28 protein-coding genes and 1 tRNA gene are annotated in these 25208 nt (G+C 69.8%); 19 read left to right on the top strand and 10 right to left on the bottom strand.

Annotation, left to right across the window (positions count from 1 at the left end):
• The first annotated feature begins 49 nt into the window (after positions 1–49).
• From QM728_RS03935 to QM728_RS03920, 4 genes are all read left to right on the top strand, one after another.
• A complete protein-coding gene (locus QM728_RS03935; RefSeq protein WP_415030742.1) occupies positions 50–1189 on the top strand; it encodes a phosphotransferase family protein in 1140 nt (379 codons plus the stop codon).
• Positions 1186–2301 (top strand): hypothetical protein, encoded by a 1116-nt coding sequence (locus QM728_RS03930; RefSeq protein WP_415030741.1) that lies wholly within the window; start codon positions 1186–1188, stop codon positions 2299–2301. The genes QM728_RS03935 and QM728_RS03930 overlap by 4 nt, the downstream gene beginning before the upstream one ends.
• 61 nt (positions 2302–2362) lie before the next feature.
• Positions 2363–2596: a type II toxin-antitoxin system Phd/YefM family antitoxin gene (locus QM728_RS03925; protein ID WP_415030740.1), complete on the top strand. Its 234-nt coding sequence runs from the start codon at positions 2363–2365 to the stop codon at positions 2594–2596.
• A complete protein-coding gene (locus QM728_RS03920; protein WP_415030739.1) occupies positions 2593–2979 on the top strand; it encodes a type II toxin-antitoxin system VapC family toxin in 387 nt (128 codons plus the stop codon). Before QM728_RS03925 ends, QM728_RS03920 begins: the two co-directional genes overlap by 4 nt.
• Positions 2980–3037: 58 nt before the next feature.
• Here QM728_RS03920 and QM728_RS03915 read toward each other — a convergent pair whose 3' ends face one another.
• The 4 genes from QM728_RS03915 to QM728_RS03900 form a co-directional block, all read right to left on the bottom strand.
• Positions 3038–3775 carry a dienelactone hydrolase family protein gene (locus QM728_RS03915; protein WP_415030738.1) on the bottom strand — a complete coding sequence of 246 codons (738 nt, stop codon included), beginning with the start codon at positions 3773–3775 and terminating at the stop codon, positions 3038–3040.
• A 36-nt stretch (positions 3776–3811) separates the two neighbouring features.
• Positions 3812–4990, bottom strand: coding sequence for an acyl-CoA dehydrogenase family protein (locus QM728_RS03910; protein ID WP_415030737.1), 1179 nt, complete (start codon positions 4988–4990; stop codon positions 3812–3814).
• 51 nt (positions 4991–5041) lie between these two features.
• Entirely contained in the window at positions 5042–6304 is a 1263-nt protein-coding gene (locus QM728_RS03905; protein WP_415030736.1) for an acyl-CoA dehydrogenase family protein, read from the bottom strand.
• 189 nt (positions 6305–6493) lie between these two features.
• A complete protein-coding gene (locus QM728_RS03900; protein WP_415030735.1) occupies positions 6494–7342 on the bottom strand; it encodes a LysR family transcriptional regulator in 849 nt (282 codons plus the stop codon).
• Between the two features lie 159 nt (positions 7343–7501).
• Between QM728_RS03900 and QM728_RS03895 the strand changes: the two genes are divergently transcribed.
• Positions 7502–8830, top strand: coding sequence for an LLM class flavin-dependent oxidoreductase (locus tag QM728_RS03895; protein ID WP_415032829.1), 1329 nt, complete (start codon positions 7502–7504; stop codon positions 8828–8830).
• Here QM728_RS03895 and QM728_RS03890 read toward each other — a convergent pair.
• Together QM728_RS03890 and QM728_RS03885 are read right to left on the bottom strand one after the other, a co-directional pair.
• Positions 8827–10656: an acyl-CoA thioester hydrolase/BAAT C-terminal domain-containing protein gene (locus QM728_RS03890; protein WP_415030734.1), complete on the bottom strand. Its 1830-nt coding sequence runs from the start codon at positions 10654–10656 to the stop codon at positions 8827–8829. The two genes, QM728_RS03895 and QM728_RS03890, sit on opposite strands and share 4 nt — an antisense overlap.
• A 108-nt stretch (positions 10657–10764) precedes the next feature.
• A complete protein-coding gene (locus QM728_RS03885; RefSeq protein WP_415030733.1) occupies positions 10765–11391 on the bottom strand; it encodes a lipocalin family protein in 627 nt (208 codons plus the stop codon).
• A 151-nt stretch (positions 11392–11542) separates the two neighbouring features.
• Here QM728_RS03885 and QM728_RS03880 point away from each other — a divergent pair, with 151 nt between their 5' ends.
• The 8 genes from QM728_RS03880 to QM728_RS03845 all read left to right on the top strand — a co-directional run bounded on the left by QM728_RS03880 (position 11543) and on the right by QM728_RS03845 (position 18293).
• Complete coding sequence (locus QM728_RS03880) at positions 11543–12856, top strand: NAD(P)/FAD-dependent oxidoreductase (protein WP_415030732.1); 1314 nt, start codon at positions 11543–11545, stop codon at positions 12854–12856.
• Positions 12853–13638, top strand: a complete 786-nt coding sequence (locus QM728_RS03875) for a DUF1365 domain-containing protein (protein ID WP_415030731.1) — start codon at positions 12853–12855, stop codon at positions 13636–13638. Before QM728_RS03880 ends, QM728_RS03875 begins: the two co-directional genes overlap by 4 nt.
• On the top strand, positions 13635–14891 hold the full coding sequence (locus QM728_RS03870; RefSeq protein ID WP_415030730.1) for a class I SAM-dependent methyltransferase: 1257 nt from the start codon (positions 13635–13637) through the stop codon (positions 14889–14891). Before QM728_RS03875 ends, QM728_RS03870 begins: the two co-directional genes overlap by 4 nt.
• Positions 14888–15703, top strand: coding sequence for a DUF1295 domain-containing protein (locus QM728_RS03865; RefSeq protein WP_415030729.1), 816 nt, complete (start codon positions 14888–14890; stop codon positions 15701–15703). Before QM728_RS03870 ends, QM728_RS03865 begins: the two co-directional genes overlap by 4 nt.
• Before the next feature lie 2 nt (positions 15704–15705).
• The gene (gene sigK / locus QM728_RS03860; protein ID WP_415032828.1) at positions 15706–16269 is read left to right on the top strand and encodes an ECF RNA polymerase sigma factor SigK; all 564 of its coding nucleotides are present in this window, start codon (positions 15706–15708) and stop codon (positions 16267–16269) included.
• Positions 16262–16978 (top strand): anti-sigma factor, encoded by a 717-nt coding sequence (locus tag QM728_RS03855; protein WP_415030728.1) that lies wholly within the window; start codon positions 16262–16264, stop codon positions 16976–16978. The genes sigK and QM728_RS03855 overlap by 8 nt, the downstream gene beginning before the upstream one ends.
• A gap of 89 nt (positions 16979–17067) precedes the next feature.
• On the top strand, positions 17068–17697 hold the full coding sequence (locus QM728_RS03850; RefSeq protein WP_415030727.1) for a fasciclin domain-containing protein: 630 nt from the start codon (positions 17068–17070) through the stop codon (positions 17695–17697).
• 35 nt (positions 17698–17732) lie between these two features.
• Positions 17733–18293, top strand: a complete 561-nt coding sequence (locus tag QM728_RS03845) for a DUF6512 family protein (protein WP_415030726.1) — start codon at positions 17733–17735, stop codon at positions 18291–18293.
• On the opposite strand, the gene QM728_RS03840 is transcribed toward QM728_RS03845, so the two are convergent.
• Positions 18251–18817 (bottom strand): dihydrofolate reductase family protein, encoded by a 567-nt coding sequence (locus QM728_RS03840; protein ID WP_415030725.1) that lies wholly within the window; start codon positions 18815–18817, stop codon positions 18251–18253. The genes QM728_RS03845 and QM728_RS03840 overlap by 43 nt on opposite strands.
• 90 nt (positions 18818–18907) lie before the next feature.
• On the opposite strand from QM728_RS03840, the gene QM728_RS03835 reads away from it, so the two are divergent.
• The 3 genes from QM728_RS03835 to QM728_RS03825 all read left to right on the top strand — a co-directional run bounded on the left by QM728_RS03835 (position 18908) and on the right by QM728_RS03825 (position 20002).
• On the top strand, positions 18908–19447 hold the full coding sequence (locus tag QM728_RS03835; protein ID WP_415030724.1) for a nitroreductase family deazaflavin-dependent oxidoreductase: 540 nt from the start codon (positions 18908–18910) through the stop codon (positions 19445–19447).
• Positions 19448–19478: 31 nt separating this feature from the next.
• A complete protein-coding gene (locus tag QM728_RS03830) occupies positions 19479–19859 on the top strand; it encodes a DUF2255 family protein (RefSeq protein ID WP_415030723.1) in 381 nt (126 codons plus the stop codon).
• A 69-nt stretch (positions 19860–19928) separates the two neighbouring features.
• Positions 19929–20002 (top strand) — tRNA-Leu (locus QM728_RS03825).
• Here the strand turns inward: QM728_RS03825 and QM728_RS03820 are convergent.
• On the bottom strand, positions 19977–20627 hold the full coding sequence (locus QM728_RS03820) for a TetR/AcrR family transcriptional regulator (protein ID WP_415030722.1): 651 nt from the start codon (positions 20625–20627) through the stop codon (positions 19977–19979). The two genes, QM728_RS03825 and QM728_RS03820, sit on opposite strands and share 26 nt — an antisense overlap.
• 139 nt (positions 20628–20766) lie before the next feature.
• Here QM728_RS03820 and QM728_RS03815 point away from each other — a divergent pair, with 139 nt between their 5' ends.
• From QM728_RS03815 to QM728_RS03805, 3 genes are read left to right on the top strand one after another with little or no spacing between them, the layout of a single operon-like run.
• Positions 20767–21693, top strand: a complete 927-nt coding sequence (locus tag QM728_RS03815; protein ID WP_415032827.1) for an SDR family oxidoreductase — start codon at positions 20767–20769, stop codon at positions 21691–21693.
• Positions 21690–22649, top strand: coding sequence for a patatin-like phospholipase family protein (locus tag QM728_RS03810; protein ID WP_415030721.1), 960 nt, complete (start codon positions 21690–21692; stop codon positions 22647–22649). The genes QM728_RS03815 and QM728_RS03810 overlap by 4 nt, the downstream gene beginning before the upstream one ends.
• Positions 22646–24136 (top strand): flavin-containing monooxygenase, encoded by a 1491-nt coding sequence (locus tag QM728_RS03805; RefSeq protein WP_415030720.1) that lies wholly within the window; start codon positions 22646–22648, stop codon positions 24134–24136. The genes QM728_RS03810 and QM728_RS03805 overlap by 4 nt, the downstream gene beginning before the upstream one ends.
• Here the strand turns inward: QM728_RS03805 and QM728_RS03800 are convergent.
• Together QM728_RS03800 and QM728_RS03795 are read right to left on the bottom strand one after the other, a co-directional pair.
• Positions 24090–24689: a TetR/AcrR family transcriptional regulator gene (locus tag QM728_RS03800; protein WP_415030719.1), complete on the bottom strand. Its 600-nt coding sequence runs from the start codon at positions 24687–24689 to the stop codon at positions 24090–24092. The two genes, QM728_RS03805 and QM728_RS03800, sit on opposite strands and share 47 nt — an antisense overlap.
• On the bottom strand, positions 24690–25199 hold the full coding sequence (locus tag QM728_RS03795; protein WP_415030718.1) for an SRPBCC family protein: 510 nt from the start codon (positions 25197–25199) through the stop codon (positions 24690–24692). It abuts the gene before it with no gap.
• Positions 25200–25208: the final 9 nt, after the last annotated feature.

Here is a 25208-nt window from a genome sequence, read left to right as displayed (position 1 = left end):
AGTCGGCGAATCGGGACCGAACAAGAATGGAACGTGTTCTACTTCTGACATGCCCGACATTCCCGCAGACGCCATCCCAGAGAACTCGGCCGAGCTGGCCCGCCCGTCCGACTCACGACTCCAGGCCGAGGACCTCGCGCCCGCCCTCACCGAGTGGTTGTCGACGAAGGCCGGCTCGCCCGCCACGATCACCGAGATCAAACCGCCGGACGGCAACGGCATGTCGAGCGAGACGGTCCTCGTCGACGCCGAGTGGGGCGGCGAGACCCACCAGCTCGTCTTCCGCGTCGCACCGTCGCCGGAGAGCGACCCGGTCTTCCCCGAGTACGACCTCGACGTCCAGTTCCGCCTAATGGACCACGTCGCCAAGACCACCTCAGTCCCCGTGCCCCCGCTGTATTGGAGCGAGCCGTCGGAGCAGATCATCGGCTACCCGTTCATCGTCATGGGCCGCGTCGACGGCGAGGTGCCGCCCGACGTCCTGCCGTACACCTTCGGGTCCTGGCTCACCGAGGCCACCGAGGAGCAGCGCCGGCAGCTGCAGACCGAGACGGTCGAGGCGCTGGCCGGCATCCACGCCGCCCCGCTGCCCGAGGACCTGCTGGAAGCGCCGCGCGCGGGCGAGACCGCGCTCGCCGCCCACCTGCGCCGGATGAAGGACTTCTACGAGTGGACCGTCGAGGGGCATGAGCGCGCGCCGATCCTCGAGCGCGCCTTCGCCTGGGCCACCGACAACCTGCCCGCCACCGACGACGCCGTGCTGGTCTGGGGCGACGCGCGCATCGGCAACGTCATCTACCAGGACTTCAGCCCGGCGGCGGTGCTCGACTGGGAGATGGCGATCCGCGGCCCGCGCGAGCTCGACGTCGCGTGGGGCATCGCGCTGCACCGCTTCTTCCAGGACCTGGCCGAGATGGCCGGCATGGAGGGGCTGCCCACCTTCTGGCGGCGCTCGGACGTCGAGGCCGTCTACGAGAAGGCGTCCGGCCACAAGCCGCAGGACATGGACTTCTACGTCGCCTACAACACGATGATCTACTCGATGATCCTGTTCCGGGTGCAGTGCCGCGCCGTCGACTACGGGCAGGCCGAGGAGCCGGCCGATCCCGACGACAAGATCCTCAACAAGGCAACCCTGGCCGCCATGATCGACGGCACCTACTGGGAAGGAATCGGGGACCAACGATGATCACCGCAGGAGACGAATACCCCCTCCATCAGGCGCCGCTGCCGATCGCGTGGCCGACGACGTCGGACCGCAACTTCTACGACCGGTCGTACATGTGCGCCCACGACCGCAGCGGCGAGATCTTCGTCGTCATCGGCCTCGCGTACTACCCGATCCTCGGCGTCAAGGACGCGCTCATGGTCGTGCACCGCGGGGACGAGCAGACCGCGCTGCACCTGTCCGACGCGATCGACGACGACCGGATCAACCAGCACGTCGGGCCGATGTCCATCGACGTCGTCGAGCCGCTGAAGCAGTTGCACGTGAAGCTCGACGAGACCGAGCGCATCTCCGCCGACCTGAAGTGGAACGGCTTGTTCGACGTCGTGCAGGAGCAGCGCCACCTGATGCGCCAGGGCAGTCGCGTCACTCTCGACGCGCAGCGCTTCGCCCAGGTGGGCACGTGGGCCGGCGAGATCGTCGTCGACGGCAAGACCTACGACGTCGACCCGAAGACGTGGATCGGCACCCGCGACCGCTCGTGGGGCATCCGTCCCGTCGGCGAGGCCGAGCCCGCCGGTCGCCCGGCCGATCCGCCGTTCGAGGGCATGTGGTGGTTGTACGTGCCGATGGCCTTCGACGATTTCGGGCTCGTGCTGATCATCCAGGAGGAGCCGTCGGGCTTCCGCACGCTCAACGACTGCACCCGTGTCTGGAAGGACGGTCGCGTCGAGCAGCTCGGCTGGCCCCGGGTCGACATCCACTACCGGTCGGGCACGCGGTTGCCGACCGGCGCGACCATCGAGTGCACCGGTGCCGACGGCAAGCCCGTGACCTTCGAGTTCGACGCCACCGCGGCCACCCCGCTGCACATCGGCGGCGGCTACGGCGGCGATTCCGACTGGTCGCACGGCCAGTGGAAGGGCGAGAAGTTCGCCGAGCGCCTCACCTACGACCTGGCCGACCCGGCCGTCGCGCCGCGAATCCCGTTCGGCGTCATCGACCACGTCGGCCACGCCGTGTGCACCGAGGCCGATGGCACCAAGCGCGAGGGCTGGGGCATGTTCGAGCACGCCAGCTTCGGCCTGCACCTGCCGTCCGGCTTCGACGACTGGGGTTCGGTCGCGCCGTAGTCGCCAGCCTTGCGCCCGCAACCTAGCTTAGCTAAGCTTAGCTAGCAAGGAGGTGGGTGTCATGGAGGTTGGCATGCATCAGGCCAAGAGCACGCTGTCCGAGCTGATCAAGAAGCTGAACGAAGACGACCACGTCGACATCGTCATCACGAAGTCCGGCCTGCCGGTCGCACGGCTCATCCGGTATCAGGAGCTCGACACTCCGCGGACGCCCGGACGGCTGGCTGGCCAGATCTCAATCAGTGCCGACTTCGACGAGACTCCCGGCGACCTCGTCGACGACTTCTACCGGTGAGCGGCTACCTGCTCGACACCCACGCGCTGCTGTGGTGGCTGGCCGACGATCCGCAATTGCCCACGGCGACGAAGACGTTGATCGCCGACCCCGGCAACCGGGTGTTCGTCAGCGCCGCGTCCATCTGGGAGGCGGGGATCAAGCGCGCCCTCGGCAAGCTGGAGATAAGCGCCGAACTGCCACTCGCGGATATCGCCGACGACGAGGGGTTCACTCCGCTCCCCATCTCACTCCAGCATGCGGCGGCGGCGGCCGCGCTGCCGCCGCACCACCGCGACCCGTTCGACCGGATGCTCGTCGCCCAGGCCGCGTCTGACGGACTGGTGCTCCTGTCGCGCGATGTCGCCCTGAAGCGCTACGGGGTGGCCGTGCGGTGGAACTGACCGGAGGGTCGATGGTGCCCGGCACACAGCCCCGGCCCGAGCACCACCGACCAACCAGTCACTCGGCGCGCAGGAACTCCACCGTCCGCCGCCAAGCCAGATCGGCCTGCTCCGCGTCGTAGGTGCCGAGCAGGTCCTCGTCGTTGAGGAATGCGTGGCCGGCCGGGTAGAAGCGGAAGTCGACCTGCTGACCGCTCTGCTCCTCGATCTTGGCGGCTTCGGCGTCGATGTCGGCGCGGTCCAACCACTCGTCGGTCTCGGCGTAATGGCCGAGGACCTGGGCGCTGAGGTTCGAGTAGTCCTGGGGGACAGGCGGCAGGCCGTAGAACGGGACCGCCTTGGCGATCTTGTCGCCCTGTTGCGCAGCCAAGACCAGGACGAAACCGCCGCCCATGCAGAAGCCGACCGCGGACACGGCGTCGCCGACGACCTCCGGCCGCTCGAGCAGATAGTCGACCGCGCCGGACAGGTCCTTCGCGGCCTCTTCGACGGGCAGTGCCTCCAGCAGACCGGCGGCCTCGTCGGAGTCGTGCGTCGTCCGGCCGCCGTAGAGGTCGGGGGCAAGCGCGACAAAGCCCTCGGCGGCGAACCTGCGGGTCAGATCAGCGACGTGGGTCGTCAAACCCCACCACTCCTGGATCACGATGACCCCCGGTCCGCTGCCTGACGGGGGCAGCTTGAGGAACCCGTGGACGGTCCGTCCACCGCTCTCGAAGGTGACGTTGTGCTCGCTGTCGTCGGACTCGATGGCCCGCCCGCGCAGATCGTCGATGTTGTCGGTAGTCGTTTCGGTCATTGTTCTTCCTGTTCGATAGTCGGTTGAGAGGTCGGGTCAGCGGTCGAAGGTGTCGCGGCTGAGCAACTCGGGCGAGCCGAGCGTGCGCCGCACCGTGTCCGGCGTCGGGTTGTGGAAGACGCCGGCAGCCACGTCGCGGTACAGCCGCTCGATGACCGACCCGCGATGCAGTGAGCGGCCGCCGACGATCGGCAGGACGAGGTCGACGACCTTTTTGGCGCCGGTGGTGGCGTGTACCTTCGCCGCCTGCAGTCGCCGCGCCCAGGCGGCGCTGCCGACCGGGTCGTCGCTCCACTTGCGGGCCGCCGCGTCCACATGTGCCTCGATGCCGTCGAGTTCGATGACGGCGTCGGCCAGCACCGACTGGATGAACGGGTCATTGAGCCGCGGCTCGCCGCCCAGCTTGGCCGAGGAACGTCCACCACTCGCCGCGACGGCCAGGTCCAGCGCGCGCTGCCCGATCGCCAGATACACATTGGAGGTCAGCACGAGCGCCCATGCCGCCACCGAGGCCAGGTAGTCGCTGCCGGGTCGTCCCGGTCCGGCAACGGCGATGATGCGGTCCGCCGGCGAGTGCGCCCGGTCGAGCAGCGTGTCGTCGCTGCGCGTCGCCCGCAGTGCAAAGGTGTCCCAGTTGTCCTGCACCGTGACGCCGGGGTCGGCGCGCTCGACGAAGCCGTGCACGATCACCGCCGAATCCTCGGTGTCGCGCCCGTGCACGCCCAGCAGCGTCCACACCGGCGACAGCGAGGTGAAGTGCTTGTGGCCGGTGAAGCGATAGCCGCCGGCGCCATCGGGCTCGGCATCGGTGGTCGAGCCGCCCAAGCCGAGGTCGTTCCCACTCTCCGAATGCCCTGCTGCAATGATCGCGCCGTCGCGGACCGCTTCCAGGAGCCACCGGACCGACTCGTCGCCGGCCCGGTAGCGGTCCGCCGCGGCCCCGACCCAGAACAGATGCATTCCCGACGCCAGCGCCGTCGCCGTCGACCGGTAGGCGATGCGGCGGTGTGCCGCCGCGAGCTCGGCCAGTGACAGCCCCGACCCGCCGAACTCGACCGGCAGCGGTGACCGGTAGTACCCGGCGTCGCGCAGCTCCTCGAAGTCCTCGGTGAAGAAGGTGCCCGCGCGGTCCGAGGCGTCCGCGCGGTCCTCGATTCTCGCCAGCAGGGCGTCGTCGAGGACGAAAGGCGCGGTCAGCGGTGCGGTGGTGGTCATGCGGATGTGTCCAATCTGTTCTGGGTCGGGGAAGCGGCTAGGGGCCGGCGGTCACGAGTACCAGTCGACGGCCAGCGGGTGCTCGCCGCGCAGCAGGTAGGCGCCGACCTGGCGCCGCTTGTAGGCGACCGGGTCATGCAGACTCTGCGTCCGCAGATCACGGAAGTAGCGGTCGATCTCGTAGCGGCGCGCGGTGGCGCGGGCGCCGACGAGCTCGAACACCTTCGTGGTGACCTCGATGCCGACCTCGACGGCGACGGTCTTCACCGCCGAGAGCAGGGCGGCAAGCTCAGCCCGGCTCTCCGGGGTGATCGAGTCCAGGTCGTCGAGTGCGGCGCTGACCTTCTCCGACGCGTCGTGGAGCAGCGCCTCGGCGGCGAGGAGGTGCGACTGCAGTTCGCCGAACCCGTCGACGACATGCGGCTCGTCGACTGCCCGCTCGTACTCCGAGTGCAGCCAGGAGCGGGAGTGCTTCTGGACGTACTCGACGGCACGGTCAAGGGCGCCGCGGGCGAGCGAGACGTAGAACGTGGGCATCAGCGTCTGCGACGTCAGGCCGGGTGTCAGGTTCGCCGGCTGGGGGACGAACTGCTTGTCGGCGTCGAAGCCGATCGCATCGGCCCACGGCACCGACACTTCCTCGACGCGGGCGCTGCCGCTACCCGTCGAGCGCTGGCCCAGCGTGTCCCAGTCGTTGCCGTAGATGATGCCCGGATCGTGGCTGTTGGCGAGCACGAAGAACACGTCTTCGGTGCCCTCGATGGCGATGCCGATGACGACGCGATCGGACACCGGGAGTCCGGTGTTGAACTGCTTGCCGCCGTTGAGGACGAGGTGGTCGCCCTCGTTGCGCGCGCCGATCGGGTCGTCACGGAAGTTGGCGATACCGGCGAGGAGAAGTCGATCCTCGGTGACCTCGCGCTCCCACCGGACGCGCTGCTCGGGGGTACCGAAGGAGCGGAACAGCCAGAAGTAGGCGTAGTGCCAGCCCAGGATGTTGGCGATCGAGCCCTCGACCTTGGCGAACTCGGCGACAACGTCCAGGACCGTCGCCCAGTCCGCGTTGCCACCGCCGTGCTCGACCGGGCCCTGCAGCCCGAGCAGACCGGCGCGCTTGATGAGGGCGACTTCGGCGACCGGGTCGGCGGCGGCGACGTCGCGGTCGTGACTCGTCGTGCCGACCAGTGCCGCGACCTCTTTGGCGAGGGCGACCCAGCCGGCGCGGTCGGTCGGCAGCGACCGGGCGGACCAGTCGGGTTCGTCGGCGAACCGAGTGGGCTCGGTTTTGGCTGGGGCGTGCGGTGTAGCGGTCATGGTGTCCTCCAGGATGTGGTTTGGGGCGGCGTGCTGCCGGTGAGGACGACGGTAGGAACGCACGTCGTCGCGCGGCCAACGATGGTTTGCGATGCCCCCGATCGGAGATTCCGATGTGCCGTTAAACCCGCTGGTCGACCGCGGTGCAGGCGCTCGCCGGCGCGTTGGGTTCAGCTCGGTGCAAACCGGTCAGCCGAGCAGCCCGGCGACGGCATCGGCCGCGGCCCGCGACAGCCGACCGTCGATTCCCCGCCGTGCGATCAGGTTGACGTCCACACGGCCCGCTTCGGGGAGCTGAGCAACTTCCTGCAGTCCGGCCGGCACCTCGCGGAGGATGGGCAGCAGCGCGACTCCGAGGCCGGCGCGCGTGGCGGTGACCACCCCGTCGAGGGTGGCCGACTGCACGGCGATCTCGGCGGAGCGACCGATGCCGCGCAACCGCCGCACCGCCAACTCGCGGATGCCACACGCGCCGTTGAACGCAACCAGGCGCACCGTCGGGTCGTCGACAACGCGATTGGCGGCGGCGGGCGCCGCCAACCAACGCAGCGGCAGTGAGCCGACCCGGCGGCCCGGCGCGTCGTCGGCCAAGGCGAGCGTCAGCGCAAGGTCGAGTCGGCCCGCGTCGACCGCGTCCGCCAGCTCGGTGGACCTGTCGAGGGTGAAGGTCACCCGATGGTCCGGATAAGCCGAACGCACCGATTCGATGAGGCTGGGCAGCAACCGGTCGGCTGCATGCTCGGTGGAACCGATCGACACCTGCGCCGTCGCGGGCGCGGTGAAATCGAGGACCAGCTCGTCGTGCGCGACGAGGAGCTCGCGGGCCCCGGTGAGCAGCCGCTCACCGGCCGGAGTCAGGTGGATCCCGCGGGCGTCGCGAACGATCAGCGCCGTGCCGAGACGGTTCTCCAGCAGGATGATGTGTTGGCTCACCGTCGATTGACTGAGCTGAAGCGTCCGTGCCGCTCGCGTGAACCCGCCGGTGTCGATGACGGCCACCAACGACTCGAGGTGCGCGAGGTTGAGCGGTCCGGACATCGCAAGCCTCCCTGGTGCTGGCGGCTACGAAGGTAGCGTCGGCGGACCGCAGCGAGTCGAGTCACAATTGCGCTGATTCTTTGCCTGTACCGACTGCGACCACGGACATATCGTCCGATCATCCCAATCGAGAGGACGGCCGTGAGCACCCGGTCTCAGATGGCGTTGAACGCTTTCATCTACCCGCCCGGCCACCACGAGGCGGCCTGGCGCTATGCGAAATCGCAGCCCGAACGCATCTACGACGCCGATTACTACCAGCAGCTGGCGCAGGCGGCCGAGGCCGCGCATTTCGATGCGATCTTCCTCGCCGACAGCCCCAGCCTGAACGCGGCGATCGAGTTCAACGCCGTCGGCCGCTTAGATCCGCTGATCACCCTGACGAGCGTTGCCGCGGCCACCGAACGCATCGGGCTGATCGCCACCGCGTCGACCACTTACTCCGAGCCGTACAACCTGGCGCGCTCGTTCGCCTCCCTGGACCACGTGTCGGGCGGCCGCGCCGGCTGGAACATCGTCACGACCGATGCGGCCGCGGCCGCGGCGAACTTCGGCACCCGGCACCCCGACCCGGAGAACCGATACGCCCGGGCCCGCGAGTTCGTCGACATCGTGACCGGGCTCTGGGACAGCTGGGAGCACGACGCGATCCTGCTCGACAAGGAGTCGGGGCGCTACTCCGATCCCGAGCGGATTCACCGGATCGACGCGCAGGGGCGCTTCCTCGCCTCCAGCGGTCCGCTCAACGTCCCCCGCACGCCGCAGGGGCGCCCGGTTCTCGTGCAGGCCGGCGCGTCCAACGCCGGTCGCGTGTTCGCCGCAGAGTACGCGGAGGTCGTCTTCACCGCCCAACAGACCCTCGCCGACGCGCAGGCGTTCTACGCGGCGATCAAGACCGAGGCGGCCCGGCGCGACCGCGACCCGGACCAGGTGTTGATCCTCCCCGGCGTCAGCCCGTTCGTCGGCTCCACCGAGCGGGAAGCGGCCGAACTCGCGCAAGAATTCAACGAGCTGACCGTACCCGCCTACGGCATCCGCCAGATCGCGTCGATCACCGGCGAGGACGTGAGCGGCTTGGACTTGGACGCACCGGTGCCGCCGGAGCTGTTCGCCGATGCGGGCGGCGTCACCGACAACCGACGGTCGCGGCGCCAGGTAGTCGCCGCCATCGTCGAACGCGACCGTCCGACCCTGCGCGGCCTGCTGCACCGCTTGGCCGGGGCCCGCGGGCACCGGGTGATCGCGGGCACGCCGGAGCAGATTGCGGACGAACTCACGGAGTGGTTCCTCGGCGGCGGGGCCGACGGGTTCAACGTGATGCCGCCGTACTTCCCCGGCGGGCTCACCGACTTCACCGAGCACGTCGTGCCGATCCTCGTCGCGCGCGGCCTGTTCCGCAGCGAGTACACCGGCGCGACGCTCCGCGATCACCTCGGTCTTCGGGAGCCGGCCAACCGGTTCGCCGTGGCCGCCGCCGTGTCCCGTTAGGCCAGGAACGCTACGACGTCGTCGACAGCCGCGAGGCACGCCCGCCCGTGGCCTTCGGGCTCGCCGCCGAGCGCGATCCCGCCGACCGTTTGCTCCGTAGCCGGGTACACACCGAAACGGATGAGGTGACCCGCCCCCGGATAGGCGATGTGGCGGTCGCCGTCATTCTTGCGCCTGGCCAGCAGCGCGTCGGCCATCTCCCCCGACGGCCAGAGCGCGTCGTCGGTTCCGGTGAGGCACAGGATCGGGCAGTCGATCTTCTCGCTGGCGATCAGCGCGTCGTCGGGCACGCCTCTGCTGAGCCCAGCGCTGTACGCCGGGCGCAGCCGTAGCGGGCGCACGGCGGCATCGCCGCGGTGACCGGCCCAGGTGTGTCGCCAGGCGTTGCCGACGAGCTGCGGCATGAGCGCCCCGTCGGGCAGCGGCGCCCACCGCGCGGGTCCGGCAGCAGTGGACCACGAGCCAGTGTCGGGGATGTCGCCGTCGCCGCCGATCGCCTGCCACATCACGCTGCTCGGACTGATCAACACCACCGCGTCGACCGGTTCGGCGCCGAGGGATAGTGCGGCCGCCAATCCTTCGGCGCCGCGCGAGATGGCGAGCGCGGCGACCCGGTGCCCGCGGTGCTGCTGGCGCAGCCAGCCGATGGGCGCCGAGAACCGGGACAGCGGAATGTTCTCGATGCTCGCGGCCCCCTCGTCGAGCCAGCCCACGGCCAGCGCGACGTGCCCGCGCGAGGCCAGCGCCTCGATCGCCCCGCGCTGCGAATCGACGCCGCCCTCCGAACCCCCGAAGCAGGCGACGACGGGCCCGTGTGCAACGTCCGGCGTCGCGAGCAGCGCGGGGCGCCCGGCCACCTCGATCGATTCGACGCTCACGCCCGGGCTCTTCGCCGTCCGCAGCACCGTCCGCGTGGTGCGCCTGTCGCCGGCCGTGGCGATCAGCCGCAGCTGCCACGGCTGCGCCGGCGGGACGAACAATTCTCCGTCGGCGGTGTCCATCGTCCAGATCACCGAGCTGTCGGCCGTGGTCACGGCCGTCGTCGTCGACTGCCACGTCCGACCGTAAAGATCGGCGCCCTCGACGGTGAGGGTCGCCGGCGCGGCGCCGGTGATCGAGAGGGAGAACGCCTCGTCGTGGCGCGATTGCGCGGGTGCGTCGATCTGCAGGCCCGGTGCCGTCTCGTCGGCGGGCGGCGCGGGCTGCGCGACGGGGGCGAGCGCGGCGGCCTTCGCCTGCTGCGCGTCGATGGCGGCACTCTGCTTGTCGAACCACGGCGGGAAGGCGCCGGACACGGCGCCGGCAAGACCCATCAGGGTGAAGGGCAGGACCCAGTAGCAGAGGATCGACAGCGTGGAGCCGCCGTCGCGAATGGTCGCCTCGCCCTGCCGGATCGGCGGGACGAGCGCGCTGACGGTCATGGCGGCGAAGACCACGACCCACATCCACGTCATCGCCGTCGTGATGACCCGGAACCCGTCGGACTGGGCCGTCGCCGCGTCGACCGATGCCTCGGCGTAGTCGCGGACGAATGGACGGCCGACGAGCACGCCGCCAAGGGCGACGAGGAAGATGCCCGCGTTGCCGATCGGCTGGAGCCAGCGTTCCAGGAAGTGGTCGTCGACGGTGAACGCGAGCACCGCGAGGGCGACGAACACGAGCACCGTGCCCACCTCGAGCGAGTGCCACTTGCCGCTGCGCCAACGCGAGACGAGGGCGGCGACAACGGCCACGCCGAGCGCGATGAGCACGGCGGCGCGGAAGGCGATGTTGCCGACGAGGATCCAGTAGACGATCCAGGGCGCGAAACCGAAAACGAAGCCCATGGCCACTCCGATCGACGGCGGACCGGCCGACGCCGGTGGGCCGAGTCTAGGCCCACCGGCGGAGGCGGCCGCCCGAACGGGCAAACCCGTGAACCACGTGCGCAAAACTCAGCGCACGAGGCAGAGCGGCGTGTAGTCCGATCGGCCGCCGGTGGTCGGCGAGATGACGAAGAGGCAGGAGTTGAACCCGAGCCGCTCCGTCTGCGCGCGCAGCATGAGCAGCGTGCGCGTTGAGATCACCCGGGAGCGGGCGAGGATGAAACCGGACAGGCGGTCGGGGTCCCCCACGATCGCGTACTTGTACGGGTCGCCCGGGCGATCGCCATTGGCCACCCAGGCGATAACGTAGTTCGGGCGGTCCTTCGTGTCGAAGGTGTACGGCACGCCCGGGAAGCTCACGGCCAACTGGGCCTTGGTCTTCGGGTCGACGACCTTCGCCTTGCCGACGATGCCGTCGCGCTGGCCCGTCGGCGAGATGCACCGGTTGTTGACCGACACCGTCATCGGATCGATCAGGCCATACCGGGCGACGGTGTCGCGCGCGCACCGCAGGCTGTAGAAGCCCGGGATCGCGGCTTGCTGCCACCACGCCCCGAGGTACCGCGGCACGTCGAGCGACCGCACCGGCTGCAGGGTACCGGGCGCCGCCGAGGCCGCCGAGACTCCACTCAGCGGAAAGACGGCCAGGGCCGCGGCGACGGTCGTCGCCAGGCGCAGGGCAAAGCGTGATGGCATCGGGGTTCCTCACTCTCGGGATCGATCACGGGGATCGGCTGGACGTTCACCGGGGATTCGTAGCTACGCCGGCTGCGGATTGGTCGATCTGTGTGGTGCAGATCACCGGCAACCGTGCCATCCAAGGGCAAACCGGCGACGAACCATCAGTATGGGATCGCGCTCTTTCGCCGTCGTCGGCAGCGGCGTCGCCGGGTTGACCGCCGCCTACGTCCTCGCCGACGGCGGCAACCGGGTGACGCTCTACGAAGCCGACCACCGACTCGGCGGACACGCCGATACGCATCGCGTCACCCAGCCGTCCGGTGCGACGGTCGCCGTCGACACCGGCTTCATCGTGCACAACGACCGCACCTACCCGACCCTGCAGCGCCTGTTCGCCGAGCTCGGCATCGCGACCCAGGAGACCGACATGTCGATGTCGGTCCGCTCGGCGGCGACCGGCCTCGAATACGCCGGCGCGCGCGGCCTCCGCGGACTGTTCCCCACGCCCAGAAACCTCACCCGCCCGCGGTATCTGCGCATGCTGGGTGAAGTTATTCGCTTCCATCGGGCCGCCCGGGCCGTCCTGGAAACGCCGGGCGCCGACGAGACGCTGGCGCAGTTCGTCGCCCACGAGGGCTTCTCGTCGTACTTCACCGAGAACTTCCTACTCCCCCTGGTGGCAGCGGTGTGGTCCTGCGACAGCGACACCGCAGCGCACTATCCGGCCCGCTACCTGTTCACCTTCCTCGACCACCACGGCATGCTGTCGGTGTTCGGGTCGCCGACCTGGCGCACGGTGGTGGGCGGTTCGGCCACCTACGTCGATGCGGTGGCCGGGCGGATTCGCGAGATCGGCGAAGTGCGCCTCGGCGAGCCGGTCCGCCGGATTCGCGAGACCCCGGCGGGGGTCGAGGTCGAGGCGGGTTCCGCGACGTCGCCGCGCACCGAGGCCTACGACGGGGTCGTCGTGGCCACCCACCCCCACCAGGCGCTGGAGATGCTTGCCGAGCCGTCGGCGGCGCACCGCCGCATCCTCGGCGCCATCGACTACCTGGGCAAGCCCGCGGTGCTCCACTCCGACGAGAGAGTCCTGCCGCGGGCGCGCGGTGCTCGCGCGTCGTGGAACTACCAGATTCCGGCCGACGACCCGCACTCACCGAACTCGATCATCGTCACCTACGACCTCACCCGGCTGATGCGGCTGCCCGACGACGAACGCCAACTCCTGGTGACGATGGGTCGCACCGATCTGGTGGATCCGACCACGATCATCGACGAAATGGCCTACGAACACCCCGTCTACACGCCCGCATCGGTGGCGGCCCAGGCCGAACTCACCAGCCTGGACACCGACCGGGTCGCCTTCGCCGGCGCCTACCACGGGTGGGGGTTTCACGAGGACGGCGCTGCCTCCGGCGTGCGCGCGGCGTCCCGGCTCGGCGTCGCTTGGCCTGCGACCACTGCGGCGGCAGTCCGATGAGCGCGCCCGTCCCGGCCATGGTCAATGCGCGGATCGTGCACTGCCGCACCGATCCGCTCGTGCACCGATTCAGCTATCGCAGCCGAACCTGGCTGGTCGACCTCGACGACCTGCCCCGACTGCCCGCGCTGCTGCGCCCGTTCGCCCGCTTTCGACCCGACGACCACTTTCCCGAGCCCGCCGCGCCCGGCGACACGCTGCGCGGACGGCTCACCGCGCACGTGCGCGCCGCGGGGGTGGCGGCGCCGACGGGGCGCATCATCGCCCTGACGTCGCCGCGGGTGTGCGGCTACGTCTTCAACCCGATCACCGTCTACTGGTGCTACGCCGCCGACGGAGCCCTCGAGTACGCCATTGCCGAGGTGCACAACACCTACGGTGGCCGCCACTGCTACATCGTCGAGCTCGACGACGACGGGCATGCGGAGGTGGCCAAGGAGTTCTACGTGTCGCCCTTCCACGACGTGAGCGGCACCTACCGGATCCGGCTGTCCGACCCGGCCGACGACGACCGCATCGCCGTGTCTGTCGCACTGTCGCGCCCGGGCGCCAGCGACTTCACGGCTACGCTCACCGGTCGCGCGCAGCCGGCCAACACGACGCAGATCATCCTGGCCCAACTCGCCGCCCCCATGGCCCCCCTGGTGGTGTCCGCACGCATCCGCCTCCACGGCATACGACTGTGGTTGCGCGGTCTCAAGATCAACCCGCCACCGGCCCACGACCACCACTCGACCGTCGCCCTCAATCCGACCACTCCGAAGGAAAGGCAGGACCGATGAGCTCGGCCCCTTCCCTGGCCGCGGAAAGTCTGACTCCGCGCTGGCCCGACGTCGACACGATCCCCGCCGGACCGTCCGCCGCCGTCCGCGGGGCGATCGCCGCCAGGTTGTTCCGCCGCGCCGGCGTGCGCGCCGGCGTGCACGTCGTCACCCCTGGCTCGGCTCTGCCCGACGACGGCCCGACGATGACTATTCACCGACCGTCCGCCTTCTTCCGGCGCCTGGGCACCAGCGGTCTGATCGGCCTGGGCGAGTCGTACATGGCCGGCGAGTGGACTGCCGACGACCTGGTGGGAGTGCTCACCGACTTCGCCGACCACGCCTACGACCTGGTCCCGCGGCCACTGCACCGTCTACGCCGCCTGGCCCTGCCGTCGCAGCCTTCGTCCGAGGAGAACACGACGGCCAACACGCGGTCCAACATCGCCCGCCACTACGATCTGTCCAACGACCTGTTCGCCGCCTTCCTCGACGAGACGATGACCTACTCGGGCGCACTTTTCGGGGCCGACCCGGTGCAGCGGGAACAGGCGCGATGGGACCACCTCGCCGACGCCCAACGCCGCAAGATCGAGCGCATCCTGGACTTGGCCGAGGTCGGCCCGGGCACCCGCCTCTTGGAGATCGGAACCGGCTGGGGCGAGTTGTGCCTTCGCGCCGCCGAGCGCGGCGCCACGGTGCGATCGGTGACGCTGTCGACCGAGCAGCGCGACTTCGTTCGCAAGCGGATCGATGAGGCGGGCCGCGGCGACCAGATCACCGTGGACCTGCTGGACTACCGCAGTGTCGACGGCGAGTACGACGCGATCGTGTCGGTGGAGATGATCGAGGCGGTGGGCCGCTCGTACTGGCCGGCCTATTTCGGCACCATCGACCGTCTCCTGGCACCGGGCGGCCGCGCCGCCATCCAGGCCATCACGATGCCGCACGATCGCCTGATCGAGTCCGAGCCCACGCAGACCTGGGTCCACAAGTACATCTTTCCCGGCGGACAGCTCACGTCGCTGCGGGGAATCGGCGAGTGCCTGCGCGAGCACACCTCACTGCGGATCACCGGCACCTCATTGCGCGGATCGCACTACGCGGAGACGCTGCGCCTGTGGCGCGTGCGGTTCTACGCCAACAAGGACCGGGTGCTGCGCCTCGGCTTCGACCACACCTTCCTGCGCATGTGGGAGTTCTACCTGGCGTACTGCGAGGCAGGCTTCCGGTCCGGCTATCTCGACGTCGCACAACTGAGGCTGGCGCGATGAGCGGGCTCGCCGGGTTCGCCGCAGTCAGCGGGGCGTCGCTGGTCTTCCTCGCCATCCTGCAGGTGGCGACCTTCGCCGTGGGTCACCGCATCGGCCGGTACAACGTCGTCGACGTGTCCTGGGGACTCGGATTCGTCGGCGTCTCCTGGCTCGCCCTGCTGATCGGCGGCGGCGACGCGACGCGGCGCTGGTTGTTCGCGGTGGTCGTGACCGTGTGGGGTCTGCGGCTGTCGTGGCACATGTTCGTGAAGTCGCGCGGCAAGGGCGAAGATCCGCGCTACGACGACTTGTTCGCCCGGAACCCGGGGCCGCGTGCCCGCGTCGCGGCCCGCAAAGTGTTCGGCACCCAGGGCGTCGCGCAATGGTTCGTCTCCCTCCCGATCCAGGTCTCGGCGGTCACCGGGCCCACCACCGGCGTGGGTCTCGTGGTCGCCGGCATCGGCCTCGCGCTGTGGGTCGTCGGCATGGCCTTCGAGGTGATCGGGGACGCCCAGCTCCGACGGTTCAAAGCCGACCCGGCCGCGAAGGGCACCATCCTCGAGCACGGTCTGTGGTCGTGGACGCGGCACCCCAACTACTTCGGCGACGCCTGCCTGTGGTGGGGGCTCTGGCTGATCGCGGCCAGCGCGTGGCCCGGCGTGGTCACGGTGCTGTCCCCGGTGGCGATGACCTACTTCCTCGTCGTGGCGACCGGCGCCCGACTCCTGGAACAAACGATGTCCCAGCGGCCGGGATATGCGGAGTACCAACAGCGCACGGCCTTCTTCTTCCCGCGTCCGCCACGACGGCGAAACACTGGTATACCGTCGTGATCGTGACGGCATCGACGGGCGCGGGCCTGCCCCACCTGCTCGAGCGCGCGGCTGGCGGTGACACCGCAGCCTTCGGCGAGTTCTACGACGAAACCAGTGCGCGCGTCTACGGCATGGTGCTCCGGGTGCTGCGCGATCCCGGCTACAGCGAAGAGGTCACCCAGGAGGTGTACCTCGAAGCTTGGCGCGCGGCCGATTCCTACGATCCGGAAGCCGGCTCGGTACTGTCCTGGCTGTTGACTATCGCCCACCGCCGCGCCGTCGACCGGGTGCGCCGGGAGACAGCCGTCGCGAACCGGAACAAACAGTATGCGGCCGAGGCCGCCGACCGGGAGTTCGACCACGTCAGCGAGGTCGTCGCCGCGCGGGAGACGACCTCCCAGGTGCAGGATTGTCTGGACACGCTGACCGACACCCAACGGCAGTCAGTCGACCTGGCGTATTACCACGGGCTGACATATCGCGAAGTCGCCGAACGGTTGTCGGTGGCCCTCCCGACCGTCAAGTCCCGCATCCGGGACGGCCTGATCCGGTTGCGCAAGTGCTTGGGGGACAGCGATGTCTGACGACGAGCTCATCGAATGGGCCACCCTGGTCGGACTCGACGCCATCGACGCCGACGAACGCGCGGAGCTCGATGCTCGCCTGGCCGCCGGGTCGCCCGACGAGCGGGCCGTGTACGAACGGGCACTGCGCGGCACACGAGAAGCAATGGCCAGGACCAGCGCGACGACCGCGACCCCACCACCGCAGCACCTGCGCGCCACGATTCTGGCGTCGGTGGCGGCGGGTGCGGCGCCAGTTCCCGAAGGGGACCGGACGCGGTTGTCCCGTCGCCTCGCGTACCTTGCCGCCGCCGCGGTGATCGCGATAGCGACCGGCACGGTGGGCTGGTTGTTGGGCGCCAAGTCCGGCGAGGTGCGCGAAAGCCCGGCCGCCGAGCGGGTCTTCGCCGCCGGCGACGCGAGGTCCGTGTCGGGCGCCGTGGCAACCGGTCGCGCCACCCTCACGGTTTCCGACCGTGCGGACACCGCCGTGTTGGTGATGAACGACGTGCCGCCGCCGCGGCCCGGCACGGTCTACCAGATGTGGCTGGAAGGCCCCGGCGGTGCGATGACGTCGGCGGGCACCATGGGCCCCGCGGACGTCGCACCGTCGACGACGGCCGTGATACCGGGGATCCGCACGGCGAGCCGCCTGGCATTCACCGTCGAACCGCCGGGCGGTTCGGCGCAGCCAACCAGCGCGGTCGTCGCCCAACTGCCACTCCGCTGAGACAGCACCCATCCGCAGCGCGGTCGACATCGAATCACCGATGACGCCACCGAATCACGGTGGCGGCCACTTCGGAGATTGGATGAATCATGGTTGTCGCTCGACCCGCACGTTTCGCAATCGCTGCCTCGGCTGCCGCGCTCACCCTCGCCACCCTGGCGGGCTGCTCCACCTCGACCAAGGAGCCGGCCGCCTCGGCACCCATGAGTTCGATGGCGATGGACGCCCCGGCCCTGGTGGGTCCCGGGTGCGCCAGCTACGCCGCGGCCAACCCGTCCGGTCCGGCGTCGGTGGGCGAGCTGGCCAAGGTTCCGGTGGCCACCGCCGCGGGCCAGGTGCCGCTGCTGAAGACCCTCACCCAGGCGGTGTCGGGCCAGCTCAACCCGCAGGTCAACCTCGTCGACACCCTCAACGGCGCCGAGTTCACGGTGTTCGCGCCGACTGATGACGCGTTCGCCAAGCTGCCCCCGGAGACGGTCGAGAAGCTCAAGACCGATGCTGATCTGCTCGGCAAGATCCTCAAGTACCACGTCGTCGCCGGTCAGGCGGCCCCCAACGCTATCGCCGGTGAGCACAAGACCGTCGAGGGAACGCCGGTGACCGTATCCGGCAGCGGCGACGCCCTCAAGGTCGGCGACGCAGGCGTCGTCTGCGGCGGCATCAAGGCGTCGAACGCCACGATCTACCTCATCGACTCGGTGCTCATGCCGCCGTCCTGACACTCGGATCAAAACGACCTTCGGGAAGGAACGACATGTTGCAGTGGGAACTGGCCGCCGTACCAGTCATCGTCATAGGCGGAGCGCTGCTGCACTTCCTATTCGAGCAATCAGGTCGTTGCGCCTTCGTCGGCGTCTTCGCCCCGGTGAACGAGAGTCCTTGGGAACACCTCAAAATGGCCTATTGGCCCGCACTCGCGTTCACCGGGGTGCAAGCCGTCGCAACTGATCCACCAGCAGGTATCGCCACTGCGAAAATTGTTGCGTTCACCATCACCGCGGCGACACTTCTCGGCCTGGACAGGGTTACGCGAACAGTGGAATTTCCGTCCGTCGCGGTCGAGGTGGGCGCTCACTTGGCGACCTTCACCGCCGCGGTGATGGTCGTCCAGCTCGGCGGCTACGGGGTGGAGCGAGCGACGACCACCGGCTTCGGAGCGGGCGGGTTCGCACTTCTCGGGCTGCCAGCCGCGCTGTTCGTGATCGCAACTTTCCGCCCGCCGCGGCGATCATTGTTCCGCGACCCGATCACCGGCTGCTACGGGATCAACCGTCAAGCCCGACCGTCCTCGGCCAGCGGCCCCAGGAACCGGTAGCGCGCGCAGACGAACGGCCCGTTGCGGGCGGTGTCGAGAAGTTCGAGGTCGTAGCGCCGCGGGAGGAGCGGTTTTCCCGCGCCCAGGGTGACCGGCGCGATGGACACGTGGATCTCGTCGAGGAGCCCCTCGTCGGCGAACTGTCCGGCCAGATCGCCACCGCCGACGACCCAGATGTCCTTGCCGTTCGCCGCGGCCGCCATCTCGTCGTAGACGCCGCGGATGCCGCCCGACGCGAACCGGATGTCGCCGTCGGGGAAGGGCGCGGGTTCCCTGGTCGTCATGACCCACGCGGGCATGTCGTAGGGCCACTTCTCCCCCGACCGCTCCAGGTGGCGCACGACCCAGTCGTAGGTCTCCCGGCCCATGACGATCGCGCCGATGTTCGCGATGAACGGGTCGTAGGCGCCGAAGCCGGCCGGGTCCTGCTCGGGTTGGCGCAGCAGCCAGTCGAGTGAGTCGTCGGGGTCGGCGAGGAAGCCGTCGAGGGTCATCGCCGTGTAGAAGTGCACCTTGGTGGTCATCGGGCCTCCTTCCGTGGCGAACCCTACCGCCGCGGTCGGACAGGCCATGGGTCTTGCGCAGCCCCACCGGGGAGCGCACCCTGAGAAGCGATGGAGCCGGACCCGATCGAGATTCCCGAGCACCTGCGCTACCGCGACGGGCGCTACGCATTCGAGCGGTTCGGCGCGGCAAGTGCGGACGCACCGCTGCGCGAGCGCCAGCGCTTCGCCCGCGCGCTGCGCGCGATCCACCGGCCGTGGTTCGCCGTGCGGATGCCCGACGGCGTCGCGGAGCTCACCACCGTCGGGCGCAAGTCCGGCGAGCCGCGATCCACCTTCGTGCGCGCCTACCGCGACGGCGACCGCGCCTACCTCGTCGCCATCACCGGCGAACAGACGCTGTGGCTCAAGAACATCCGTGCCGACCCGCACGTCACACTGCGCTTCCGCGGCTCGACGTTGCAGGGCATCGCCCGCGCACCCCGCGACGACGAGCGGGCGGCGATCGTCGAACAGTTCAGCCGCACTCATCCGTTCGACTACGCCGAAAACCTCTTCCACCGCAGCGGGCTGCCCAACCGGCGCAAGGTCATCGAGTTGCACCGCGCGTGGCTCGAGGGTGGAACCGTATTGGTCGTCGACGCCGAGTGAGCCTCGATCGGCGTCGACTACATTCGCGGGCATGACAGCTGCATGGTCGGCGGCCGAACTCGCCGAATTCTCCTCCCAGGACGAACTCTTCATCGAGACGCGACGCAAGGACGGTTCGACGGTGTCGGCCGTCCCGATCTGGATGGTCGTCGTCGACGAGAAGCTCTACGTCCGCACCTGGGAGGTGCGGACCACCGGCTGGTACGGCCGCGCCGTCCGCGATGGCACCGCGGCAGTATCCACCGGCGGCCCGAAGACCCCGGTGACCGTCGAACAGGTCGGCAGCCTCGACAGCGACGCCATCGAAGCCGCGTACCGCCGCAAGTACCGCCGGTACGCCGCCTCGACTCTGGACCCGATCCTCACCGACGACGGAATCGCCACGACACTCCGTCTCACCCCAACGCGCTGACGGCATCGGTGGGCCGACGGCGGCGAACGATATCGCCGCCCACAACCGGCCGGTAGGGTCGGGGATCGCGCCCCCATAGCCCAATTGGCAGAGGCAGCGGACTTAAAATCCGCCCAGTCAGGGTTCGAGTCCCTGTGGGGGCACCGTCGCACCGCGGACCGCGGTCAGCAGGCCGACGGCGGCCTTCATACCGGTGATACCCGGCTCCAGCGACACCTCGGGGTCGAAGGCCCGGCTGATACCCAGGCCGATGCCAGTGCTGAGCAGCAGGTCGGCCACGTCCGACATCTGCGGCAGCACGACGCCGGGCACGACCTCGTCGGGAGCACCGAGCACGTCGGTCAGCAGCTGTGCGATGCGGCCACTGATCTCCCGCCGCGACGCCACGGTCATCGCCCGCACGACGGAGTCGGTGCGGGCCAGTGCGCTGAACTCCAACTCGAGCGAGGTCCACTCGACGTCGCCCACCGTCGTGCGGAACCAGTCCCCGAGCGCGTCGGCCACCGTCGCCAGGTCGTCTGACGACGTCGCGATCACCTCGACCTCGTCGAACTTCTCGCGCCGGATATCGGCCAGCACGGCCTGGCACAGCGCCGGCTTGTCGGTGAAGTTCGAGTAGACCGCACCCTTGGAGTACCCGGCTCGCTCGGCGATCACGTCGAGCCGAGTCGCCGTGTAGCCGTTCTTGAGGAACTCGGCGCGCGCCGTGGCGAGCAGGTCCCTGTGCGTCCGCGCCTGCTGTTCCGCGCGGCTGAGCCGAGTGGTCATACCCGGATGCTACATCTCAGATACCGAGAGTATTGACATACCGAGAGTATCTCAAGCAGACTCATGTGATCGCCACCACCGTCGTCGGCGCACCAGCCGCGACAGACGAGGGAAGTTCACCATGGATGTTTTCGGTTCGATGAAGCGCGCGGTGACCTCGCGCGTCGGCTACCTGCGCGGGGTGCCGAAGATCGACCCCGACGGGGCGGTTGTGATCGTCACCGGCGGCGCCCGCGGCATCGGCGCGGAAACCGCGAAGCTGTTCGCGTCGAAGGGCGCGATCGTCTGGATCGGCGACCTCGACGAGAACATCGCCAAAGACACCGCCACGACGATCCCGAACGCGGTGGCCCGTCGCCTCGACGTCACCGACCGCGCTTCGTGGGCCCTGTTCCTCGATGAACTCATCGCCGAGCACGGCCGCATCGACGTCCTGGTCAACAACGCCGGCGTGATGCCGGTCGGCCCCTTCGTCGACGAGCCGGAGGCGACCACCGACCTGATGCTCGACGTCAACGTGCGCGGCATGCTCAACGGGATGCACGCCGTGCTGCCGTTGATGGCGAAGGCCGGCCGCGGCCACGTCGTCAACGTCTCGTCGATGGCCGGGATGATCCCACTGCCCGGCATGGTCACCTACAACACCAGCAAGTACGCCGCCCTCGGCGGTTCGCTGGCGGCTCGCCGCGAGTACGACGGGACCGGGGTCACGGTGTCGGCGATCATGCCTGCCGCGGTCCGCACCGAGCTCTCCTCCGGCGCCGACCTGTCGGTGCTGCCGACCGTCGACCCCGAGGACGTCGCCCGCCAGGTGCTGCGCACGCTGACCACGCGTGCGGCAAAGACGTCGGCGCCCACCTGGGTCCTGCCCGGCTGGGGTCTGGTGGAGGCGTTCGTCCCGGAGACCGTCGAGCGCGCCGTCCGCAAGCTCATTGGCCACGACCAGGCGATGGCCCTCGACCCCGTCGGCCGCAAGGACTACCTCGACCGCATCGAGCGGCACGCCGACCAGAACGCGTCGACCGGCGGACGCGCCGCGACCACATCGGCGAAGGCGGCGAAATGACCAAGACCGCACTGGCCATCGGATGCGGCGGCACCATCGGCGGCGCGTGGTCGATCGCCGCGCTGAGCGCCCTCGCCGAGCACCTCAAGTGGGACCCGCGCACCGCCGACGTCATCCAGGGAACCTCCGCGGGGTCGGAGATCGCCACCATGCTCGGCGGCGGTTTCACCGCGGGCGACCTGGTCGACATGCAGCTGAACATGCCCGTCGACGCCCGGCTCGCCGCCCATGTCGCCGACACCCCGGCGTCGTTCCCGCCGATCCCCCGACCGTCGCTGCCCAGCCTGCGCACGCTGACCCGACGCGGCGGCCACCGCGCACTCGTCGGGATCGCCCCGCGCGGGCGCGGCGATGCCGCCTGGCTCGACCGCCTCGCGACGTCGGTCTGCCCACCGGGCTCGGCCTGGGTCGACCACAAGGGCATCCGCCTGGTCGCCTACCGGCCCGACGACGACACCCGCGTCGCCTTCACCGGCCCCGGCGAGGCGACCGGCGACAACCCGGCGCTGAGCTCGGCGGCGACGCTGAGCCAGGCGCTGCGCGCGTCGTGGGGCATCCCCGCGTGGATGCCGGCCGTCCAGATCGGACGCCACGAGTACTGTGACGGCGGGGCGGCGTCGACCGCGTCGATCGACCTGATCGGCGCCGACGAGGCCGACGTCGTATACGTCATCGCCTCGATGGCCGGTCTCGACGACGTGCGCGGTCCCGGCGTCGGCGGGCTGCTGGAGTCGACACTGCTGCGCAAGCCGATGTCGGCGGTGTTGCGCCGCGAGGTCGAGCAGGTCCGCGCCCGCGGCACCCGCGTCGTCGTCATCTCCCCCACCGCCGACGATCTCGCGAACCTGGGGCCCAACTTCATGAACCGCGACCACCGCGCCGCCGCCTTCGAGCGGTCGCTGACGTCGACCCGGGAGACCGTCGCACGCGCCCTGGACCGGGAGGACGCGCGATGAGCCGCCGGGAACCGCGCATCGTCATCATCGGCGCCGGCGTCGCCGGCATCACCGCCGCACACGTCCTCAAAAAGGCCGGCTTCACCGATCTGACCGTGCTGGAGAAGGGCGCCGACGTCGGCGGCGTCTGGTACTGGAACCGCTACCCGGGACTGACGTGCGACGTCCCGTCGCAGATCTACCAGTTCGGGTGGGCGCCGAAGGCCGACTGGAGCAAGCTCTGGGCGAGCGGGCCGGAGATCCAGCGCTACCACCGCGACGTCGTCGAGCGGGCCGGACTGGCCGACCTGATCCGCTGCAACGTCGAAGTCACCAGCGCCGTCTTCGACGACAAGACCGGCGAGTGGACCGTGACCACCAAGGGCGGCGAGACGATCCCCGCCGACTTCGTCCTCTGCGCGACCGGCGTGCTGGAGAACCCCGCCTTCCCCGACATCGAGGGCCTCGACGAGTTCGCCGGCGACGTCGTGCACACCGCGCGCTGGGACGACGATGTCGTGACCGAAGGCAAGCGCATTGCGGTGCTCGGCACCGGGTCGACCGGCGTCCAGATCGTCTCGGCGCTGCAGCCGGGCGCTGAGCGGTTGACGCATTTCGTCCGCTCGCCGCAGTGGGTGCTGTGGGCGCCGATGAAGCTGCCACAGCTTCCCGGGACCGCCGCCATCCTCGGTCGACTGCCCAAGGTGCACCGCCGCGTCTACCGGGGCCTGCTGTGGGGCTCGGGCATCCTGCCGGACATCGCGCTGAATCCGAATTGGCGGCGCAAAGCGGTGCAGGGCTATGCCCGGTTCTCGCTGCTGAGCCAGGTGCGCGACCGAGCGCTGCGCCGGAAGCTGACGCCGGACTACGAGCCGCTCTGCAAGCGCCAGGTCATCTCCGGCACGTACTACCGGGCGATTCAGGCACCCAACGCCGGGCTGGTCACCGACGCGATCGAGAAAATCACGCCGACCGGCATCGTCACCGCCGACGGCGTGGAGCACCCGGTGGACGTCATCGTGCTGGCCACCGGTTTCCGCGCGCACGACTACATGCGGCCGATGGAGATCACCGGCGCCGACGGCCTGACGCTGGACAAGGCGTGGGCCAATGGGCCGCGCGCGTACCGGATGACCGCGATCCCGGGCTTCCCGAATCTGTTCACGGTGCTCGGCCCGAACTCGCCGACCGGCTCGATCTCGCTGCAACACTCCGCGGAGGTGACGGCGAAGTACCTGGCGCAGTGGATCGAGCAATGGTCGCGCGGCGACGTCGACCGCATCGAGGTCACCGAGGAGGCGACCGACCGCTTCTACGAGCAGGTCGCCGAGGCGATGGGCCCGACGGTCTGGAACACCGGCTGCAACTCCTGGTACTTCACCGAGGGCGGCACCATCGACCTGTGGCCGTTCGACCGCAAGACCATGGAGCAGATGCTCGGCGAGCCCGATCCGGTGGACTTCACGCTGGTCGCGTCCCCGTCGCCAGCGCGCCGCGTGCGGCGCTGAGCACCGCGCCGCCCAGCCACTCCGGCACCGGCCCGTCGTCGAGGATGATCTGTCGCGCGGCGGCATAGGGCAGGTCGACGAGGGCAAAGCGGGTCAGCCCGACGGTCTCCGCGGTCGCCGCACCGAAGCGCCGGCCGGCGAATGAGCGCACCTCCCGCTCGACCCGGCCGTTCAGCGTCGCCAGTTCGGCACCGAGTTCGTCCGGCCACCGCGCGACAAGGTCGTCCCGGCGGTACAGCGTGAGCACGCGCGCCTCGTCGGGGTGCTGCCGGCACCAATTCAGCACGTGGGTCACCGCCGCGCGCGCGGCATCATCGGGGTCGGGGCGGACCAGGGCGTCGACGAATCCTGTTTGGAAGCGCCGGACGGTGCGGATCCACAACCGCGCGAGGACGAGGTCGCGCGAGACGAAGCGGTGATAGATCGATCCCGACGGCGCGCCCAGTCGTTCGGCGATCGCGACGACGGTCGCCCCCTGCGGTCCCTCGGCGGCGACGAGGCCCAGTGCGGCGTCCAGGATGGCGTCGTCGCTGTACTTGGCGGGGCGGCCCACTCAGACCGCCGCCGTCCGCGGGCGCTGCACGCCCGCCGCCTCGGCCAGTCGGTACGCGAGCCTCGTCCACGGTGGGCGCCGATAGGGGGTGCACGGGCAACCGAGTTCGCGCGCCGCCTTGTCGAGCGACTCCTCGATGAGCGCGTCGTGCAGCGGGCGGAAGGAGGTCGGCCAGGTCACGCGCGCCCAGCCGTGGACCCGCATCCGGAGTTCGTGTCGCAGGATCGTCGTCGAGTTATCGAGCCGCTGGACCGAGTAGCCGTGCCACCCGTCGAACCCGGCGGGCCCGGTGAAGCGGAAGACGACCTCGCCGGCGTCCACGCGCTCCACGCGGTAGCGCACCGGTCCGTGCCCGCCCCGCGCGCCGGGTACCAGGCCGGGATGCAGCCGCATGCGGGGCCACGCGCCGACGGGCCAGAGTCGGTCGTCCGCGCTCGACAGAGAGGCGACCAGTTCGGCGACGGCCGCGGGCGCGACCGGGAACTCGCGTTCATGGATGTTGACGACCATGGCTTCGAC

The sequence above is a fragment of the Gordonia sp. (in: high G+C Gram-positive bacteria) genome, assembly GCF_047602025.1.
Lineage (GTDB): Bacteria > Actinomycetota > Actinomycetes > Mycobacteriales > Mycobacteriaceae > Gordonia.
Note: the sequence above shows the minus strand (reverse complement) of the source record. Positions and strands in the feature narration are given on the sequence as shown.

What these genes read in the sequence shown, in the direction of transcription:
- QM728_RS03935 (WP_415030742.1), top strand. Translation starts at nt 50, where the DNA reads ATGCCCGACATTCCCGCAGACGCCATCCCAGAGAACTCGGCCGAGCTG.
- QM728_RS03930 (WP_415030741.1), top strand. Translation starts at nt 1,186, where the DNA reads ATGATCACCGCAGGAGACGAATACCCCCTCCATCAGGCGCCGCTGCCG.
- QM728_RS03925 (WP_415030740.1), top strand. Translation starts at nt 2,363, where the DNA reads ATGGAGGTTGGCATGCATCAGGCCAAGAGCACGCTGTCCGAGCTGATC.
- QM728_RS03915 (WP_415030738.1), bottom strand. Translation starts at nt 3,775, where the DNA reads ATGACCGAAACGACTACCGACAACATCGACGATCTGCGCGGGCGGGCC.
- QM728_RS03910 (WP_415030737.1), bottom strand. Translation starts at nt 4,990, where the DNA reads ATGACCACCACCGCACCGCTGACCGCGCCTTTCGTCCTCGACGACGCC.
- QM728_RS03905 (WP_415030736.1), bottom strand. Translation starts at nt 6,304, where the DNA reads ATGACCGCTACACCGCACGCCCCAGCCAAAACCGAGCCCACTCGGTTC.
- QM728_RS03900 (WP_415030735.1), bottom strand. Translation starts at nt 7,342, where the DNA reads ATGTCCGGACCGCTCAACCTCGCGCACCTCGAGTCGTTGGTGGCCGTC.
- QM728_RS03895 (WP_415032829.1), top strand. Translation starts at nt 7,502, where the DNA reads ATGGCGTTGAACGCTTTCATCTACCCGCCCGGCCACCACGAGGCGGCC.
- QM728_RS03890 (WP_415030734.1), bottom strand. Translation starts at nt 10,656, where the DNA reads ATGGGCTTCGTTTTCGGTTTCGCGCCCTGGATCGTCTACTGGATCCTC.
- QM728_RS03885 (WP_415030733.1), bottom strand. Translation starts at nt 11,391, where the DNA reads ATGCCATCACGCTTTGCCCTGCGCCTGGCGACGACCGTCGCCGCGGCC.
- QM728_RS03880 (WP_415030732.1), top strand. Translation starts at nt 11,543, where the DNA reads ATGGGATCGCGCTCTTTCGCCGTCGTCGGCAGCGGCGTCGCCGGGTTG.
- QM728_RS03875 (WP_415030731.1), top strand. Translation starts at nt 12,853, where the DNA reads ATGAGCGCGCCCGTCCCGGCCATGGTCAATGCGCGGATCGTGCACTGC.
- QM728_RS03870 (WP_415030730.1), top strand. Translation starts at nt 13,635, where the DNA reads ATGAGCTCGGCCCCTTCCCTGGCCGCGGAAAGTCTGACTCCGCGCTGG.
- QM728_RS03865 (WP_415030729.1), top strand. Translation starts at nt 14,888, where the DNA reads ATGAGCGGGCTCGCCGGGTTCGCCGCAGTCAGCGGGGCGTCGCTGGTC.
- QM728_RS03855 (WP_415030728.1), top strand. Translation starts at nt 16,262, where the DNA reads ATGTCTGACGACGAGCTCATCGAATGGGCCACCCTGGTCGGACTCGAC.
- QM728_RS03850 (WP_415030727.1), top strand. Translation starts at nt 17,068, where the DNA reads ATGGTTGTCGCTCGACCCGCACGTTTCGCAATCGCTGCCTCGGCTGCC.
- QM728_RS03845 (WP_415030726.1), top strand. Translation starts at nt 17,733, where the DNA reads ATGTTGCAGTGGGAACTGGCCGCCGTACCAGTCATCGTCATAGGCGGA.
- QM728_RS03840 (WP_415030725.1), bottom strand. Translation starts at nt 18,817, where the DNA reads ATGACCACCAAGGTGCACTTCTACACGGCGATGACCCTCGACGGCTTC.
- QM728_RS03835 (WP_415030724.1), top strand. Translation starts at nt 18,908, where the DNA reads ATGGAGCCGGACCCGATCGAGATTCCCGAGCACCTGCGCTACCGCGAC.
- QM728_RS03830 (WP_415030723.1), top strand. Translation starts at nt 19,479, where the DNA reads ATGACAGCTGCATGGTCGGCGGCCGAACTCGCCGAATTCTCCTCCCAG.
- QM728_RS03820 (WP_415030722.1), bottom strand. Translation starts at nt 20,627, where the DNA reads ATGACCACTCGGCTCAGCCGCGCGGAACAGCAGGCGCGGACGCACAGG.
- QM728_RS03815 (WP_415032827.1), top strand. Translation starts at nt 20,767, where the DNA reads ATGAAGCGCGCGGTGACCTCGCGCGTCGGCTACCTGCGCGGGGTGCCG.
- QM728_RS03810 (WP_415030721.1), top strand. Translation starts at nt 21,690, where the DNA reads ATGACCAAGACCGCACTGGCCATCGGATGCGGCGGCACCATCGGCGGC.
- QM728_RS03805 (WP_415030720.1), top strand. Translation starts at nt 22,646, where the DNA reads ATGAGCCGCCGGGAACCGCGCATCGTCATCATCGGCGCCGGCGTCGCC.
- QM728_RS03795 (WP_415030718.1), bottom strand. Translation starts at nt 25,199, where the DNA reads ATGGTCGTCAACATCCATGAACGCGAGTTCCCGGTCGCGCCCGCGGCC.